This window comes from Polynucleobacter necessarius, assembly GCF_900096755.1.
GTDB lineage: Bacteria > Pseudomonadota > Gammaproteobacteria > Burkholderiales > Burkholderiaceae > Polynucleobacter > Polynucleobacter necessarius_K.
This window is the reverse complement of record NZ_LT615227.1, coordinates 1,111,111-1,128,101: the sequence shown is the minus strand read 5'-3', so window position 1 is coordinate 1,128,101 and position 16,991 is coordinate 1,111,111. Positions and strand designations below refer to the sequence as shown.

Below are 16,991 nucleotides of genomic sequence, written 5' to 3'. Positions count from 1 at the left end.
TGCCAACCAGCTGGGGCTTGCCCCAGGCTAGCTAATTAAGCAGTTGCTTTAGAGGCGGCAGCCACTTGTGCAGCTACTTCAGCCGCAAAGTCGTCTTGACGCTTCTCAATGCCCTCGCCTACAACAAACATGGTGAAACCCTTGATTGTTGTGTTTGCAGCCTTGAGCATTTGCTCAACAGTTTGCTTGTCGTTTTTAACGAAAGTTTGATTCAACAAAGAAACCTCTTTGAGGTACTTCTGAATAGAACCTTCAACCATCTTTTCAACGATTTCTGGTGGTTTGCCAGATTCAGCAGCTTTTTGAACAGCAACGCTACGCTCAACAGCAATTGCTTCAGCAGGAACATCAGCCATAGACAAAGCCACTGGCTTCATCGCGGCAATGTGCATCGCTACGTCTTTAGCAGCAGTGTCGTCACCTTCGAACTCAACCACTACACCAATACGAGTGCCGTGGAGGTAAGAAACCAACTTATTGCTACCAGCAAAACGCTTGAAGCGGCGTGGCATGATGTTCTCACCGATCTTACCGATCAATGCGCTACGAACTTCATCAACAGTTTGGCCATTCATTGGCAATGCCAACAATGCAGCAACGTCAGCTGGGTTCTTTTCAGCAACCAACTTAACGCACGCATCTGTAAATGCCGAGAAGTCATCGTTCTTAGAAACGAAATCGGTTTCGCAGTTCACTTCCAGCAATGCGCCAGTAGTGCCATTGATAGAAGCAGCAACAATACCTTCAGCAGTTACACGAGAAGCTGCTTTACCAGCTTTGCTACCAAGCTTTACACGCAGAATTTCTTCTGCACGAGCCATATCACCATCAGCCTCAGTCAAAGCCTTTTTGCACTCCATCATCGGAGCATCAGTTTTGGCGCGTAACTCGCCAACCATTGCAGCGGTAATAGCGGCCATTATTCAGCTTTCCCTTCTTCAACAAACTCTTCTTCACCCTCTTTAACTGCTGTCAAGATTTCTTGAACTGAGTTAGCTTTGCCTTCGAGGATTGCATCAGCAATACCGCGAGCGTAGAGGAGAACTGCTTTACTAGAGTCATCGTTACCAGGGATAATGTAATCAACACCTTCTGGTGAGTGGTTGGTATCCACAACAGCGATAACTGGAATACCAAGCTTGTTAGCTTCAGTAATAGCAATCTTGTGATAGCCAACGTCCACTACGAAAATCGCATCAGGAACGCCGTTCAAATCTTGAATACCGCCAAGCGCTTTTTGCAATTTGTCGAGATCACGGTCGTTAGTCAAAGCTTCTTTCTTAGAAAGCTTTTCCCAATCGCCAGCTTCTTTAGCAACTGCCATGTCTTTCAAACGCTTGAGGGAACCTTTAACAGTTTTGAAGTTGGTGAGCGTACCGCCCAACCAACGGCTATCGATGTAAGGCATACCAGCACGAGCAGCTTCTTCAGCAATGATCTCGCGTGATTGACGCTTAGTACCAACAAATAAAATCGTGCCACGATTAGCAGCAACTTGTTTTGCAAATTTCAGGGCATCCTGAAACATTGGCAATGTTTTTTCCAAGTTGATGATGTGGATTTTGTTGCGATGACCGAAAATGAAAGGGGCCATCTTTGGGGACCAGAAGCGAGTTTGGTGACCAAAATGGCAACCGGCTTCCAGCATTTGACGCATAGTTACTGACATAACTTCTCCTAAAAGGGTTGTTTCTAAAGTTGAGTCCTAGCTGCGCTAAAAAACGCCACCCTGGAAGGCTCAACTCGCGATTTCCTTTCAAATCTAAAATAGACCTGAGAACGAAATTATAGCTTAAATATCAATGCTCTAGCCAGGTCCACACCCACCCAAACGGAGGGGCTAACCACCAAAATAGCAGCTAGAAGCCCTAAAAATGGGGTAATTGCCTAAAATTTAGGCAAACCTAGCGAGCCAAAACTCTCCAAGTCGTTGATAATCAAGGCATGAATAGTGTATTTACTGCCGAAAAAGACATCCTTGGGATGCGCGAAGCTGGACGCTTAGCCAGCGAAGTTCTTGATCATGTTGCCCCTCACGTTAAAGCGGGAGTGACTACCGGAGAATTGGATCGGATTTGCCATGAGTACATGCGCGATGTCCAAAAGACCATTCCTGCCCCACTGAACTACCAGCCTCCTGGATACCCTCCTTTTCCGGCATCTATCTGCACTTCAGTTAATGATGTGATCTGCCACGGCATCCCAGGAGACAAAGTTTTAAAGACTGGTGATGTGGTGAATCTAGATATCACTGTTATTACTCCTGATGGCTACTACGGCGATACCAGCCGCATGTTCATGGTGGGTGAAGTTTCCGTCATGGCAAAACGTCTTACCCAAATTACTTTTGAATGTATGTGGCTTGGCATTGCTCAAGTTAGACCGGGCGCTTCATTGGGCGACATCGGTCACGTGATTCAGACTCACGCAGAAAAAGCAGGCTACTCAGTGGTACGTGAATATTGTGGTCATGGCATTGGAAAAGTATTCCATCAAGATCCACAAATTCTTCACTATGGCAAACCTGGTACTGGCGAAAAGCTAGAAGCCGGCATGACATTCACAATTGAGCCGATGATTAATGCGGGCAAGCGCGATATTCGCACCATGCCTGACCAGTGGACTGTAAAGACAAAAGATCGCAGCTTGTCAGCTCAGTGGGAACATACGCTTTTGGTTACCGCAACTGGTGTTGAAGTACTTACATGGTCAGAAGGTAGCAACCCACCTCCGGATTGCGTCAAAGGCTTGTCTTTTAGACCCGCTCTAGCAAGCGCATAAATTCATGAGCAAGCTTCAGGCGGTCAGCAATATTACTGATGCAGCTAGCCTGCGTGCTGCTCGCGAAGTTGCTTACGACGAGTTTAGAAAACCACAAGCGGTAGGTAAGTTAACCAAACAACTTACCAAGATGAGCGATCAAATACTCGCCCATCTCTGGAGTAATAGCGGCTTAAAAAATGAAGCTGCCTTGATTGCAGTTGGTGGTTATGGAAGAAATTCTTTATTCCCCCACTCCGATATTGATATTCTTATTCTGCTGCCGGCAGAAGAAAAACAAGCCCTCGCTTTATCAAAGCAAGTAGAGCAATTTATTGCCAGCTGCTGGGATATGGGGTTAGAAATAGGCTCCTCAGTACGGAATGTTTCGGAATGCATGTCCGAGTCTGAGCAAGATGTCACGGTACGTACCTCACTTCTGGAAGCACGCTTCCTTTGCGGCAAGAAAGCTTTATTCAAAGACTTTGCTAAAGCATTTGAAGCAGCCATGGCTCCCAAGGCATTTTTTCAAGCCAAGCAAGCAGAACAAATTCAGCGTCACTACAAATATCAGAACACCCCTTACTCTCTAGAGCCAAATTGCAAAGAGAGCCCCGGCGGCTTGCGTGATTTACAGGTGATCTCATGGGTCAGTAAGGCTGCATTACTAGGCGATACCTTCAAAGATCTCCATGAGGCCGGCCTTGTCACGCAACGTGAACTGACTGAACTCAATCGCAATCAACGATTTTTAGAAACCTTACGTGCCAACCTCCATCTCCTAGCAAAACGTAGGCAAGATGTTCTGGCTTTTGATTTACAGGCGCCCTTAGCAGCGTCTATGGGAATCAAAGAAGAATCCTCAAGAGTTGCTAGTGAAGCAATCATGCGCCGCTACTATTGGGCCGCTAAAGCAGTAACCCAATTGAATGATGTTCTATTGCAGAACATTGAAGCCATTCTCTTCCCGCAGGAATCTAAGACCACTCACCCTATTCCAGGTGAAGGTAATGAATACTTTATTGAGCGCCAAGGTGTATTGGATATTACGGACCCCCAGCTCTTTCAAAAACATCCAGAGCAAATTCTGAGAACCTTCTTAGTATTTGCCCAAACATCTAATGTAAAGAGCTTATCGGCAACCATCTTCAGAGCGCTCTACAACGCCAGAACTAAGATGGATAGCAAATGGCGCAAAGACCCGATTAATCGCGCGCTTTTTATGGAGATCTTGAAGCAGCCTGAAGGTGTAAGCCGTGCTTTCCACCTGATGAATCGCAGCAGCGTACTAGGACGTTACCTTCCAGCCTTCAGAAAGATTGTTGGGCAGATGCAGCACGACCTGTTCCATATATACACAGTCGATCAACACATCCTGATGGTGCTACGCAATGTGCGCCGCTTCATGGTGGTTGAACACACTCATGAGTTCCCTTTCTGCAGCAGTCTCATTGCTCACTTTGAGAAACCTTGGTTGCTCGTCATTGCAGCCCTCTTTCATGACATTGCCAAAGGGCGTGGGGGCGACCATTCGCAACTAGGAAAAGCAGATACACGCAAGTTTGCTAAAGAACATGGTCTGGATAAAAAAGATACTGAGCATTTAGTATGGTTGGTAGCTGAACATCTCAATATGAGCCAAACAGCTCAGAAGCAAGACATCACCGATCCTGATGTCGTGAAAGCTTTTGCTAAAAAGATGGGTGATGAGCGTCATCTCACCGCACTCTATTTGCTCACCGTTGCTGATGTTCGAGGTACTAGCCCTAAAGTCTGGAATGCCTGGAAAGGCAAGCTCCTTGAAGATCTGTATCGCGCAACGCTAAGAGTATTAGGTGGAGCTAAGCCGGATGCCTCCTCAGAATTAGCTCAGCACCAAGAAGCATCTAAAGCAAAGTTACGCCTCTATGGCATCAACGATGATGCTTACGAAGACTTATGGAAGCAATTGGACGTTGCCTTCTTCTTAAGACAAGATTCTTCTGATATTGCCTGGCTTACACACCATCTATTTAATAAAGTAAATAGCGAGCAGCCAATTGTTAGAGCCAGACTATCCCCAATTGGCGAAGGTCTGCAAGTAGCTGTCTACGTAAAAGACCAAGAAGATCTATTTGCCAGAATCTGCGCCTATTTTGAGAGGCACGGATTCTCCATTTGGGATGCACGTATTCATACGACACGTCATGGCTACGCCTTGGATAGCTTCCAAATTTCAGGCAGTAACTTGGTGGATGAAGGTGGCAGCTATCGTGACATTATTCAGCTAGTAGAGTTTGAACTTACTGCTGCGCTAACCAATAGCGAGCCATTACCAACCCCAAGTATGGGTCGCCTATCAAGGCAGTCACGCACCTTCCCTATTCAGCCACGCGTACATATGGTTCCAGATGAACGAGGCAGATATTACACACTCGTACTCTCAGCAAGCGACCGTACTGGTTTGCTCTACACCATTTCTCGAGTGTTGGTGAAGCATCAGGTATCAATTCACACCGCACGCATTAATACTCTTGGCGAGCGAGTGGAAGACGTACTGCTTCTTGATGCTGCTAACTTGGGTAAGAATCCCAAACTACAGATTCAGCTTGAGACAGAGTTGCTAGAGGCGTTGGGGGCTTAATCTAATCTAGCCAAGGCGCGCTTGATTCGAATGCTTTCGATATCACTGAAAGCAAACCACTTACATTCAATATCTTCCGCTGATTGTTCTTGTCGCACGACGCGCAAGCAATAAAGCAAATCAATATGTAAATGAGCGCCCTCGCCCTTTTTAGGATTTTCAGGGATCTCGTGAATATCAATATCAATCGGATCTTGACTATCAGAGTCTAGTTCGCAGACGTAGCCAGTTTCTTCGTAAACCTCTCTAATTGCAGCCGCAATCGGAGAGTCGCCTTCGTCAATATGGCCACCAGGCTGGAACCAACGCTTGATGTACGGATGAAAAATTAATAAAGCCTTACCATCCCTGAACCACTAAACCGCTAGCTGTAACATGACCCTGAATCGTTGCGCGAGAAAATGGATTTGATGATTCCAGAATCGCATTGCACTGAGCCTCATGAATAGTGTTACGTGCCTGAACGGCAATTTGAGAAATAATATTCATGCACAAAAAGTAATTACTTAAGAAGCTCGAGCATTGCAGCTTCATCAATCACCGGCACACCCAATTCCTCTGCTTTCGTGAGCTTGCTACCAGCATCTGTACCAGCTACTACATAGTCAGTCTTCTTGGAAACTGATCCAGCAACCTTGGCACCTGCTTTTTCGAGGAGATCTTTGGCCTCATCCCTTGTCATCGTTGGGAATGTGCCTGTCAGAACAAAAGTTTTACCCGCTACTGCAGCACTAATCACTTTTTCTTCTACGGCGAGCTGCATTCCGGAGGCTAGGAGTTGCTCAATTACCTCACGATTGTGGGCTTCTTGCATAAAGCTCGTGATGGAGTCGGCAACTACAGGGCCAACATCTTTTACCGTTAACAGGTCTTCGAGATTTGCATCCATTAGTGCATGCATCGACTGATAGTGATTAGCTAAATCCTTGGCAGTGGTCTCACCCACGTGACGAATACCCAAGGCAAAGATAAATCTAGCTAAGGTTGTGTTTCTAGATTGGTTAATTGCTTGAATGAGGTTATCCGCTGACTTCTCGCCCATACGCTCTAAGTTTGCGAGGGCCGTAAATTCCAGGCGATACAGGTCTGCAGGAGTTCTAACAAGGTTGTGATCTACCAACTGGTCCACAATCTTCTCGCCTAGGCCTTCGATATCAAGCGCTCTTCTATGGGCAAAGTGAATTAAGGCTTGTTTGCGCTGAGCCTCACAGAAGAGTCCGCCACTGCAGCGCGCTACCGCTTCATCCGCTAAACGCTCGATATGAGAATCGCATACCGGGCAATTTATTGGCATTACAAATTCATTTGCATCTGCTGGGCGGCGATCCTTAATTACCGAAACCACTTCAGGAATCACATCACCTGCTCTACGTACTGAAACGGTATCGCCAATTCGTACATCTTTGCGTTTGACTTCGTCTTCGTTATGTAAGGTTGCATTAGTGACTGTGACTCCACCTACTTCTACAGGAGCAAGTCTTGCTACTGGAGTGATTGCACCTGTGCGCCCCACTTGTACGTCGATACCCAATACAGTTGTAAGCGCTTCTTGTGCTGGGTACTTATGAGCGAGCGCAAATCTAGGGGCTCTTGATACAAATCCCAACTTAGCCTGCTCGGCGAATGAGTTCACCTTATAGACAACGCCATCAATGTCATATGGCAACGAATCTCTTTTGGCGCCAATCTCGCTATAGAAGGCCAAGATCTCTTCTACGGAATGCAATACCTTACGCTCTGAGCAAACAGGCAAGCCCAGTTCAGCGTAAGCATTAAGCAACTCTTCATGAGTTTTAGGCAGCCATGACTGAGGCTCTAGAGCGCCTAAGCCATAGGCAAAGAAAGACAATGGTCTTTTGGCAGTAATCTTCAAATCTAGTTGACGCAGACTACCTGCCGCCGCATTACGGGGATTGGCAAATTCCTTCTCACCCAACTCTGCTGCCTGTCGATTCATCCTCTCGAAATCTTTGAGGTACATAAACACCTCACCACGAACCTCTAAGACTTGTGGAATATTTTTCCCAATAAGCTTGAGTGGAATAGCGCGAATCGTTTTGATGTTGGCAGTGACATCCTCGCCACTTGCGCCATCACCCCGCGTTGCTGCTGTAACTAGCGAACCATTTTCATAACGCAGAGAAATAGCTAGGCCATCAAACTTCAGCTCACCAGCATATGTCACATGGTCTGTGTGTAAGGCCTCTCTACAACGACGATCAAAGGCGATTAGCTCAGCATCTTCAAAGGCATTATTTAAGGACAGCATGGGTACGGCGTGGGTAACCGAATCAAACTCTTTTAAAGCGGCTCCACCAACGCGTTGAGATAGAGATTCAGGAGTGATCCATTCTGGATATGCAGACTCAATATCAAGCAACTCTCTGTAGAGACGATCGTATTCGATATCGGGCAGCAGTGGATTATCGAGCACATAGTAGGCATGCTCTAAGCGGGCCAACTCTGCCTGCAAGAATGCATACCGCTCCGCTAAATTTGTCGGACTATTGGACGACAAAGTGATTTCCTAGCTAAATAGTCTGCTAGCTGTAGAAGATCCAGCAGGAATGCCAGATTTCTCAAGATTGGCATAGAGAACGTCAAGGTGTTGGCGAATACTAATAACTGCAGCCTCGCTCAAGTTAATGCCATTGCCATCTACCAAGCGACCATGGGCTGCTTGCGCAATCTCTACACCTTCCGCCAACATTCTTTCAAATGGACGTTCTTCTTGTGGCACTAAAGGAACCTCTAACAACAGAGTCACTTGAGCCACGGATTTATTTGGGTCTATATCAGCGCTATTAAAGAGCAATACGCCCTTACTGAGATATTCATATTGACGACCATTGCGAGACAACTTGAAACCACGTTGACGCATGAGAGAGTCAAAATTACCCCATGGGCATGGCTCATCAAAAATCACATTGATACTTAATTGAATATCACTTTCTGCAGCCATCACATCTAACTCTTTGGCGCTTTCCAACATGGTGTTCACGCTAGGCATATCAATTTGCGATCCGAGCGTCTCAGCAAGTGACTGAGCGCGTGAACAGAAATCTGACAACTCCAGAACTCCAATAGGGCCTTTGCGCGCTGCGAACTGAATAGCGAGCTGCAAATCAGAGTACTTTGAGTCTGGGTGTAACTCTTCCCAGTCTTCGGCAACATCAAGATTGGCATTTAAGCCTTCGCACATCCAGCGTGCAGTCGATTGCGCTTCTAGATCTGTCCAGGCGTTAATTTCTTCGAGAATTTCTGCGCCACTAATACTCTCATCAAAACGCAATGTGATCACACAATCAATGCGTGGATCAATGGCAAACTTTTCTGGGGCCGAGATGGTTGTTATTGCATCACCAAAATTAGGTTCGGTTCGGGAAGCGGTATCGCTGTCAGCAAACCCCTGGCTAAAACTCGGTTCACGAGTAAAACGATCATCAGCAGAATAGTCACCCTGTTCGCTCGCCTTACGACGTGCACGAGCGTACTTAATGTTCAGAATGGCGACCGTTATCAGAATCAATAATCCAATAACGGCTAAAGCCAATTGCAAATCAGACAAACCCAACATCGTCATGATTTGTTCTACGTACACTTAAGCGGCCTCTACCATTGAAACAGCAGAAGAGATATCCACCGCAACAATGCGGGATACGCCTTGCTCTTGCATTGTGACGCCGATCAATTGATGAGCGATTTCCATAGTGATCTTGTTATGGGAGATAAATACAAACTGTGTCTTATCTGACATTTTGGCAACCATCTGTGCATAGCGCAAGGTATTTGCGTCATCTAATGGCGCATCCACCTCATCGAGCAAGCAGAATGGGGCTGGATTAAGGAGGAAGAGTGAGAACACTAAGGCAATTGCAGTCAAAGCCTTTTCACCACCGGAGAGGAGGTAGATAGAGCTGTTTTTCTTGCCAGGAGGCTGCGCCATTACTTGAACACCTGCATCCAAGATCTCTTCGCCAGTCATTACCAACTCAGCATGACCGCCACCAAACAACTCAGGGAAGAGTTTGCCGAAGTGGCCATTAACCTGATCGAAGGTGCCTTGCAATAGATCGCGCGTTTCCGCATCAATCTTAGCAATCGCATCCGTCAAAGTTTGCATCGCTTCATTCAAGTCAGCAGATTGAGCATCCAAGAACTGCTTGCGCTCACGAGAGCTTGCCAATTCATCTAGAGCAGCCATATTGACTGGACCCAAAGACTGAATCTCAGTATTGAGACGATTCACTTCGCTTTGTAATGCACCAACCTTAAGGTCTGCACTGAAATTAGCCTCAAGCGCACTAAGGTCAGCCTCAGTATCAGCCAACAAAGTCGCAAACTGTTCAAAGTTCAAACGAGCGGCCTGCTCGCGCAATTGCAAATCAACAACTTTGTCACGCATTGGTTGCAAGCTACGTTCAACCTGCATACGAGCCTCATCAGCCTCGCGCAATTGATGCAATAAAGCGTCTTGTTCAGTGCGTGCATTTGCCAAAGCAGCTTCACGAGCGCTACGAGCTAATAACAAGCCTTGCAATTTATCTTGAGCCTCTTCATCGCTCAAAGTTTCTAGCTCTTGAGCGGCAGAATCATGCTTACCTTGAATTTCCATGATCTGAGTACGAGCAGTGCTTTGATCGCGCTGCAAATCAGCAATACGCTGCTGGAGTGAACGCGTAGCAAATGCAGCTTCTTGAGCAGACATCTCAGCCGCACGAAGTGATTCACGTAAACGGTCGCGCTCTTCAGTAGAGAGTTCTAATTTTTCTTGTGCAGCAGCCAAAGACTCTTGCGCACCCTGCTTAGATTCTTCGGATTGAATTAACTCGGAGGCAGACTGCTCTTGATTCATGCTCAATTGCTCCATCTGCTGGCGCAATTCACTTAACTCACCCTGAATCTGAGCTGCGCGTTGACTGTATTGCTCTTCAGCCTGGGTCAACTGCATTCTTTCCACTTCAAAACCATGCGCCTCTTGAACGGCATGCTCAGCGTTCTCGCGAGCCTGCTCAGCCGCTTGATGAGCAGCTTGATAGTTCGCCACACATTGATCCAACTCGCCCTTGAGCTCGCTTTGCATAAGTTGCTGTGCACGCAATTGCTTCTCGAGACTTTCCATCTCCTGAGCGCGCGCCAACATACCTGCTTGCTCAGAATCAGCCGCATAAAGTTGCACGCCAACACGGCTTACTAAATGACCTTGCTGAGTTACAAATGTACCGCCTGCAGGCAACTTCTCACGACGATGCAAAGCATCTTCAAGGCTGGTGGCAATATAGATGTTATCTAACCACTCTTGCAACACTGAGGTTAATCTTGCCGCACCAGCACTTTGTACACGACTTAACAATGGCGTGAAGTCTGCTGGAGCGGATGTATGTGCCGGGGTAATTTCCTCAGTCAGCAAAATTGCCAAACGACTTGGAGGCGCATCATTGGCCAAAGCCAATGTCTCTTGCACACTCTTTGCTGTGACGGCAGCTAAACGCTCACGTAAAACAGATTCCAAAGCTGCTTCCCAGCCGCTCTCTACTTTGAGCTCTTGCCAGAGACGCTTGCTCTCTTTAAGGCCCTTGCTTTCTAACCAAGGGCCAATCTTGCCTTGCGCCTGAACACTAGCCTGCAAGGCTGTCAAAGCAGTCAATTTAGCCTCTGTCTGAGCTAAACCCTGATTTGCTTCCTGAATTTTTTGTTGCGCGGCATTACGTGCCTCATCAGCAGCAGGAACACGTTGCTGAGTTTCACCAGCGCGCTGCTTAGCCTCTTCCACTTTGCGGGCAGCCATTGCTTGACGATCAATTGCCATTTGCAAGGCTTCAGCATCGGGACGACGCAAGCTATCAAACTCGCCAACTAAGCGAGTCTCACGCCCTTTCAATTCATCAGACTGTGCAGACATAGAGCGAATACGCTCACCTAAGCTAGCAAGACGTTGCTCAATCGAAGCCAATGTCTCACGCGCATTATTTAAATCACGCGAAGCATTTTGATAACCCTCTTCACGAGCTGGCATTTGCTCTTGCAAACCAGTTAAGTCGGCTAATAATGTTTGCTCTTTTTCAGATGCAAGACTTAATTCATGCTCGGCAGTGCGTTGCGCTTGAGCAGCATCCGTTTCTTGCACTGTCCAGCGTTGTAACTGAGATTGCAAATCTTGTGTTTGCTGTTGCAAACGTTGACGCGCTTCTTGCACATAATGAATTTGTGCTTCAACCTGACTGACATCAGAATTCGTTTGATACAAGTCGCCTTGCGCTTGTGAAACTTTATCTTGCAAAGCGTACTGTTGTGTACGCATAGTTTCTAGCTCAGCCTCAGCATGACGCAGCTTTGCAGTCTGCTCTTCTAGGCCAACCTGTGTATCGCGGATGCCATTGGCATGACGCTCTTGCTCTTTACCAGCCTCGGTCTGACGCACAAACCACAAAAGCTGTTGCTGTAATTTCATTAGCGTAGAAAGCTCAGCATGACGCTCAGCAACGGTAGCTTGTTTTTCTAAACGTGTAAGTTGTTGATCCAACTCGCGCAAGATATCTTCTACGCGAGTTAAGTTCTCTGCAGTGTCCTCTAAACGTGATGCAGTTTCTTTGCGGCGCTCTTTATATTTAGATACACCAGCAGCTTCTTCCAAGAAAACACGCAACTCTTCTGGCTTTGCTTCCAAAATACGGTTGATCGTACCCTGTCCGATGATCGCGTAACCTCTTGGACCCATCCCGGTACCCAAGAAAATATCTTGAATATCTTTACGGCGTACCACTTGATTATTCACGTAGTAACTAGAATTTCCATCGCGAGTTAAAACACGCTTGATACCTAGTTCTGTAAAAGCACTCCACTGACCTTGCGCACGCCCTTCAGTGTTGTCAAAAATGAGTTCCACACTGGCGCGACCAGATGGTTTGCGCAAACCAGAACCATTAAAAATCACGTCCTGCATGGATTCGCCACGCAATTCACTGGCGCGAGATTCACCTAAAACCCAGCGTACGGCGTCAATAATGTTCGACTTTCCGCAACCGTTAGGACCCACGACGCCAATTAATTGGCCAGGCATTTCAAAATGGGTTGGGTCGACGAAAGACTTAAAGCCGGAAAGTTTGATGGATTTCAGTTGCACGGCGTACTTTGCAGGGAAAAAAGAGGTTCAAATAAAGGGGTAAAAATTAAAGCTAAAGTGGGAAGATGATAGCAAGCTTGGAGGCACTTATACGTGTTTTTGCCCCATCTATATAATGAGAAATCTACCCTTGGGGACAATTAACAATCTGATAGTTAACTAAAAAGCATGAGCCAATCACCACAAAACATCATCGAACAAGCCTGGGAAAACCGCGCAAACCTCTCTCCAGATAGCGCCCCTGCGGACATCCGTAGCGCCGTAAATGCCGTCCTGGAAGGCCTAAATGCCGGGACTATTCGCGTGGCTGAGCGCCGTGATGTCGGCAAGTGGGAAGTAAATCAATGGGTTAAGAAGGCTGTTCTGCTCTCTTTCCGCCTTGAAGACAACAAACCAATGGGCGCTGGTGGGTACACCCAGTTCTACGACAAGGTACCTAGCAAGTTTGAGAACTACACAGCGGCCGACTTTGCTGCCGGCGGATTCCGCGTAGTTCCCCCTGCTGTTGCCCGCCGCGGCTCATTTATTGGCAAAAACGCAGTTTTAATGCCTTCCTACGTCAATATTGGCGCTTATGTAGGTGAAGGCACAATGGTTGATACCTGGGCAACTGTAGGTTCTTGCGCCCAAATCGGCAAAAACGTTCACCTTTCTGGCGGCGTTGGTATTGGTGGTGTTTTAGAGCCAATCCAGGCTGGCCCAGTCATTATTGAAGATAACTGCTTCATCGGCGCCCGCTCTGAGGTTGTTGAAGGCGTAGTGATTGAAGAAAACGCCGTCTTATCTATGGGCGTCTATATTGGTCAAAGCACCAAGATCTACGATCGCGAAACCGGTGAAGTTCATTATGGTCGCGTACCAGCGGGTTCAGTCGTTGTTCCAGGCTCACTACCATCAGCTTGTGGTAAATACAGTCTGTATGCTGCAATCATTGTGAAGAAGGTTGATGCCCAAACTAGAGCAAAGACTGCCATCAACGAATTACTACGCGACTAAGTTAAATCCATGAGCGCCACACTTGAGCTCACCGAAGCTCTCATCGCCTGCCATTCTGTAACCCCTGCTGATGGTGGCTGCCAAGATTTAATTGCCAAGCGATTGCAGGCAATTGGCTTTCACACTGAGAGTGTTGTTAGTGGTCCTGCAAATTTTCAGGTAACTAACTTATGGGCAATCAAAAAAGGTAAAGCCGGCGATCAAGGCAAGGTCTTGATGTTTGCTGGTCATACTGACGTAGTGCCCACCGGTCCATTGGAGAAGTGGGCTAGCAATCCATTCACGCCAACAATTCGTGATGGCATGCTTTACGGTCGTGGCGCGGCGGATATGAAAACCTCGCTTGCCGGTTTTGTTGTGGCCACAGAAGAATTTGTCACAACTCACCCCGATCATCAAGGATCCATTGCTTTCTTGATTACGAGCGATGAGGAAGGCCCTGCTAACGATGGCACAGTCATCATGTGTGAGCGCTTGCAAAAACACGGTCAACGCCTGGACTACTGCGTAATCGGTGAACCAACTTCAGTTGATCAGCTGGGTGACATGATTAAGAATGGTCGCCGCGGATCTTTATCTGGCAAGCTCAAGGTGAAAGGCATTCAGGCGCACATTGCCTACCCTCACTTAGGCAAGAATCCGATTCACCTTTCCGCACCAGCCATTTCAGCATTAGTAGAAACCGAGTGGGACAAAGGTAATGAGTACTTCCAGCCTACTAGCTTCCAGATTTCTAATGTGCATGCCGGCACTGGCGCAAACAATGTCATTCCTGGCGAACTGGTGATTGACTTTAATTTCCGCTTCTCTACTGAGAGCAAGCCAGAGCAATTGCGCGAGCGTCTTGAGCAAATCCTTAAAAATGCAGGTTTAGATTTTGAAATTGATTGGGTATTAGGCGGCAGCCCTTTCATTACTGGTGACGGCGATTTAGCAGGCGCACTCCGCAAAGCCATCAAAGCAGAAACTAACGTAGAAACAGAACTTTCAACCACGGGCGGCACAAGTGATGGTCGTTTTATCGCCAAGATCTGCAAAGAAGTAGTGGAGTTTGGCCCTCTTAACGCAACTAGTCACAAGATTGATGAGTGTGTGATTGTGGATGACGTAGTACCGCTTAAAAATATCTACCGCAAGACACTCGAACAGCTTATCGCTTGATCGCTTAATTGCGCGCCCCCATTTTCTCCTAAAGAACCCTCTATCATGGACCCTGAGTCTCAGCAACACCTTACCGTAAATCAGTGCATCGAGCGGATTGCACAAAAACTTGAAGCGGCAAATTTGCATTACGTACATGGGGCAATCGATGCACAAAGCGAAGCATTATGGATCGTTAGCAAGCAGTTGGATCTTAGCCCGACCGAAGCATTAGATCGTCTAGAAAACCCGATCTCCAAAGAACAACAGCAGCAAGCTACAGTTGTTGCTGACACCAGAATATCCACACGCAAACCACTCGCCTATATTTTGGGTGAAGCTTGGCTCATGGGTGTGCCCTTCTTTTGCAGCGAACAAAGCATCGTTCCGCGCTCTTGGATTGCAGAACTTATTGTTGACGGCTCACTGGAGCCTTGGCTCCCTGCCGATGGCAAAGCCCTGGATCTCTGCACCGGGAATGGCTCGCTAGCCGTTCTTCTAGCCCTGTCTTGCCCTGATATCCATGTCAGCGCCTGTGACATCAGCTTACCCGCCCTTTCGGTTGCTGCACGCAACGTCGATCGCCACGGTTTAAGTTCTCAAGTGGAATTATTGGATGGCGATCTATGGGATGCGCTACCGGAACCAAACAAAGATAATTTATTTGATCTCATTATTTGCAACCCGCCTTATGTCAATGCAACTTCAATGAATACGCTGCCAGCGGAATACCATGCAGAACCAGAGCTTGCCTTAGCTGGTGGTGACGATGGCATGGATTTAATTAGAAAAATTATTGCGCAAGCGCCAGACTACTTATCTGAACGTGGCGCTATTCTGATTGAAATTGGCAATGAGTATGAAAACTTTAAAAAAGCTTTCCCACAAATTCCAGCAATTTGGATGGAAGTCTCTGCAGGTGAAGAGCAAGTTTTACTAATTCAAGCAGAAGACTTGTGCTAAGCAATCAAACGTAGGATTAGCTGAGTTCTGCTGCGGCAGCAATCGCCTGATCAATCCGCTCAACAGGGATAACCTTTAATCCCGGGATCTTAGTTTTGGGCATATTGGCTTTTGGAATAATCGCCACAGTAAAGCCTAATTTAGCAGCCTCTTTCAAGCGCTCCTGACCCCGTGGGCAAGGGCGAATCTCCCCGGCCAAACCTACTTCACCAAATACGATCAACTCTTTTGGTAACGCACGATTACGAATAGATGACTGAATAGCCAAGAGGACAGCCAAGTCAGCAGCTGGCTCAGAAATCTTGACGCCACCAACTGCATTTAAGAAGACATCTTGATCAAAACAAGCAACACCAGCATGACGATGCAGCACTGCCAGCAACATGGCTAGACGAGCCTGCTCCAAGCCAACAGCCAAACGACGTGGATTGGGGACATGCGCTGTATCCACCAAAGCCTGAATCTCTACCAACAAAGGCCTGCTACCTTCTTGCGTTACCAATACGCAAGCACCAGGAACCATTTGCTCATGTTGCGACAAGAAGATTGCTGACGGATTAGTCACGCCGCGCAGACCTTTTTCAGTCATCGCAAATACACCTAACTCATTAACAGCGCCAAAGCGATTCTTAATAGAGCGCACCAAGCGGAAAGAGGAATGCGTGTCACCTTCAAAATAGAGAACGGTGTCGACGATATGCTCCAATACTCTTGGACCAGCCAAATGGCCATCTTTAGTCACGTGTCCCACCATCAATACACAGATGCCACTAGATTTAGCAGCTCGCGTGAGTTGCGCCGCACACTCGCGGACCTGGGCTACAGAGCCAGGGGCAGAGCTCAATACTTCTGAATATAAAGTCTGGATCGAATCCACTACCAGGACTTGTGGTTTGACGGTATCCATAATAGAGATCAGTTTCTCCAACTGAATCTCCGCCAATACTTCAAGCTGGGGCGCGTCCAAGGCTATACGCTTTGCTCGCAAAGCAATCTGTGCAGCAGATTCTTCACCGCTGCTATAGAGCACATTCATACCAGCAGAGCTCATCTCTGCCAGCGCTTGAAGCAGCAATGTGGATTTGCCAATGCCAGGATCGCCGCCGAGAAGCACCACTCCGCCAGGAACCAAACCACCACCGAGAACGCGGTCAAACTCTTCTACACCAGTACTAAATCTTGGCAAGTCTTCAGCCGTAATGGCAGATAGCTTCTGCCTTGGCAGTGATTGCGCCAATCCTTGAAAGCGAGAATTTGAAGTGGTCTCTGGAAGACCCTCCTCCATTGTGTTCCATGCCTGACAAGACGGACACTGACCTTGCCACTTAGCAGAGGTGCCGCCGCAAGATTGACAGATATAAACCGCTTTGACTTTAGCCAAGATTG

General features: G+C 47.3%; 13 protein-coding genes. 5 read left to right on the top strand and 8 right to left on the bottom strand.

Features of this window, described 5'->3' with window-relative positions:
- Positions 1-35 precede the first annotated feature (35 nt).
- Together tsf and rpsB are read right to left on the bottom strand one after the other, a co-directional pair.
- Positions 36-920, bottom strand: coding sequence for a translation elongation factor Ts (gene tsf / locus DXE27_RS05920; protein WP_128113283.1), 885 nt, complete (start codon positions 918-920; stop codon positions 36-38).
- Entirely contained in the window at positions 920-1,669 is a 750-nt protein-coding gene (gene rpsB / locus DXE27_RS05915) for a 30S ribosomal protein S2 (protein WP_071465348.1), read from the bottom strand. Before rpsB ends, tsf begins: the two co-directional genes overlap by 1 nt.
- 275 nt (positions 1,670-1,944) lie before the next feature.
- On the opposite strand from rpsB, the gene map reads away from it, so the two are divergent.
- Positions 1,945-2,781 (top strand): type I methionyl aminopeptidase, encoded by an 837-nt coding sequence (gene map / locus DXE27_RS05910; RefSeq protein WP_128113282.1) that lies wholly within the window; start codon positions 1,945-1,947, stop codon positions 2,779-2,781.
- A 4-nt stretch (positions 2,782-2,785) separates the two neighbouring features.
- Positions 2,786-5,383, top strand: a complete 2,598-nt coding sequence (locus DXE27_RS05905) for a [protein-PII] uridylyltransferase (protein WP_128113281.1) — start codon at positions 2,786-2,788, stop codon at positions 5,381-5,383.
- Here the strand turns inward: DXE27_RS05905 and DXE27_RS05900 are convergent.
- The 5 genes from DXE27_RS05900 to smc are packed head-to-tail and all read right to left on the bottom strand — an operon-like array spanning position 5,380 to position 12,506.
- A complete protein-coding gene (locus DXE27_RS05900) occupies positions 5,380-5,667 on the bottom strand; it encodes an NUDIX domain-containing protein (protein WP_231969795.1) in 288 nt (95 codons plus the stop codon). The genes DXE27_RS05905 and DXE27_RS05900 overlap by 4 nt on opposite strands.
- Positions 5,668-5,722: 55 nt before the next feature.
- Positions 5,723-5,872, bottom strand: coding sequence for a hypothetical protein (locus DXE27_RS09200; protein WP_197712331.1), 150 nt, complete (start codon positions 5,870-5,872; stop codon positions 5,723-5,725).
- Positions 5,873-5,885: 13 nt separating this feature from the next.
- Entirely contained in the window at positions 5,886-7,901 is a 2,016-nt protein-coding gene (ligA, locus tag DXE27_RS05895; protein WP_128113280.1) for an NAD-dependent DNA ligase LigA, read from the bottom strand.
- A gap of 9 nt (positions 7,902-7,910) precedes the next feature.
- The gene (locus tag DXE27_RS05890; protein WP_231969685.1) at positions 7,911-8,984 is read right to left on the bottom strand and encodes a cell division protein ZipA C-terminal FtsZ-binding domain-containing protein; all 1,074 of its coding nucleotides are present in this window, start codon (positions 8,982-8,984) and stop codon (positions 7,911-7,913) included.
- Positions 8,985-12,506 carry a chromosome segregation protein SMC gene (gene smc, locus DXE27_RS05885; protein ID WP_128113279.1) on the bottom strand — a complete coding sequence of 1,174 codons (3,522 nt, stop codon included), beginning with the start codon at positions 12,504-12,506 and terminating at the stop codon, positions 8,985-8,987. It lies immediately after the preceding gene.
- A gap of 168 nt (positions 12,507-12,674) precedes the next feature.
- Here smc and dapD point away from each other — a divergent pair, with 168 nt between their 5' ends.
- From dapD to prmB, 3 genes are read left to right on the top strand one after another with little or no spacing between them, the layout of a single operon-like run.
- A complete protein-coding gene (gene dapD, locus DXE27_RS05880; RefSeq protein ID WP_128113278.1) occupies positions 12,675-13,502 on the top strand; it encodes a 2,3,4,5-tetrahydropyridine-2,6-dicarboxylate N-succinyltransferase in 828 nt (275 codons plus the stop codon).
- 9 nt (positions 13,503-13,511) lie between these two features.
- Positions 13,512-14,663 carry a succinyl-diaminopimelate desuccinylase gene (gene dapE, locus DXE27_RS05875; RefSeq protein WP_128113277.1) on the top strand — a complete coding sequence of 384 codons (1,152 nt, stop codon included), beginning with the start codon at positions 13,512-13,514 and terminating at the stop codon, positions 14,661-14,663.
- Between the two features lie 45 nt (positions 14,664-14,708).
- Positions 14,709-15,605, top strand: coding sequence for a 50S ribosomal protein L3 N(5)-glutamine methyltransferase (gene prmB / locus DXE27_RS05870; RefSeq protein WP_128113276.1), 897 nt, complete (start codon positions 14,709-14,711; stop codon positions 15,603-15,605).
- A 16-nt stretch (positions 15,606-15,621) separates the two neighbouring features.
- Here the strand turns inward: prmB and radA are convergent, their stop codons facing one another.
- On the bottom strand, positions 15,622-16,986 hold the full coding sequence (gene radA, locus DXE27_RS05865) for a DNA repair protein RadA (RefSeq protein ID WP_128113275.1): 1,365 nt from the start codon (positions 16,984-16,986) through the stop codon (positions 15,622-15,624).
- Between the last annotated feature and the right edge of the window lie 5 nt (positions 16,987-16,991).

Coding starts and splice junctions, on each gene's coding strand:
- tsf (WP_128113283.1), bottom strand. CDS start 920: ATGGCCGCTATTACCGCTGCAATGGTTGGCGAGTTACGCGCCAAAACT.
- rpsB (WP_071465348.1), bottom strand. CDS start 1,669: ATGTCAGTAACTATGCGTCAAATGCTGGAAGCCGGTTGCCATTTTGGT.
- map (WP_128113282.1), top strand. CDS start 1,945: ATGAATAGTGTATTTACTGCCGAAAAAGACATCCTTGGGATGCGCGAA.
- DXE27_RS05905 (WP_128113281.1), top strand. CDS start 2,786: ATGAGCAAGCTTCAGGCGGTCAGCAATATTACTGATGCAGCTAGCCTG.
- DXE27_RS09200 (WP_197712331.1), bottom strand. CDS start 5,872: ATGAATATTATTTCTCAAATTGCCGTTCAGGCACGTAACACTATTCAT.
- dapD (WP_128113278.1), top strand. CDS start 12,675: ATGAGCCAATCACCACAAAACATCATCGAACAAGCCTGGGAAAACCGC.
- dapE (WP_128113277.1), top strand. CDS start 13,512: ATGAGCGCCACACTTGAGCTCACCGAAGCTCTCATCGCCTGCCATTCT.
- prmB (WP_128113276.1), top strand. CDS start 14,709: ATGGACCCTGAGTCTCAGCAACACCTTACCGTAAATCAGTGCATCGAG.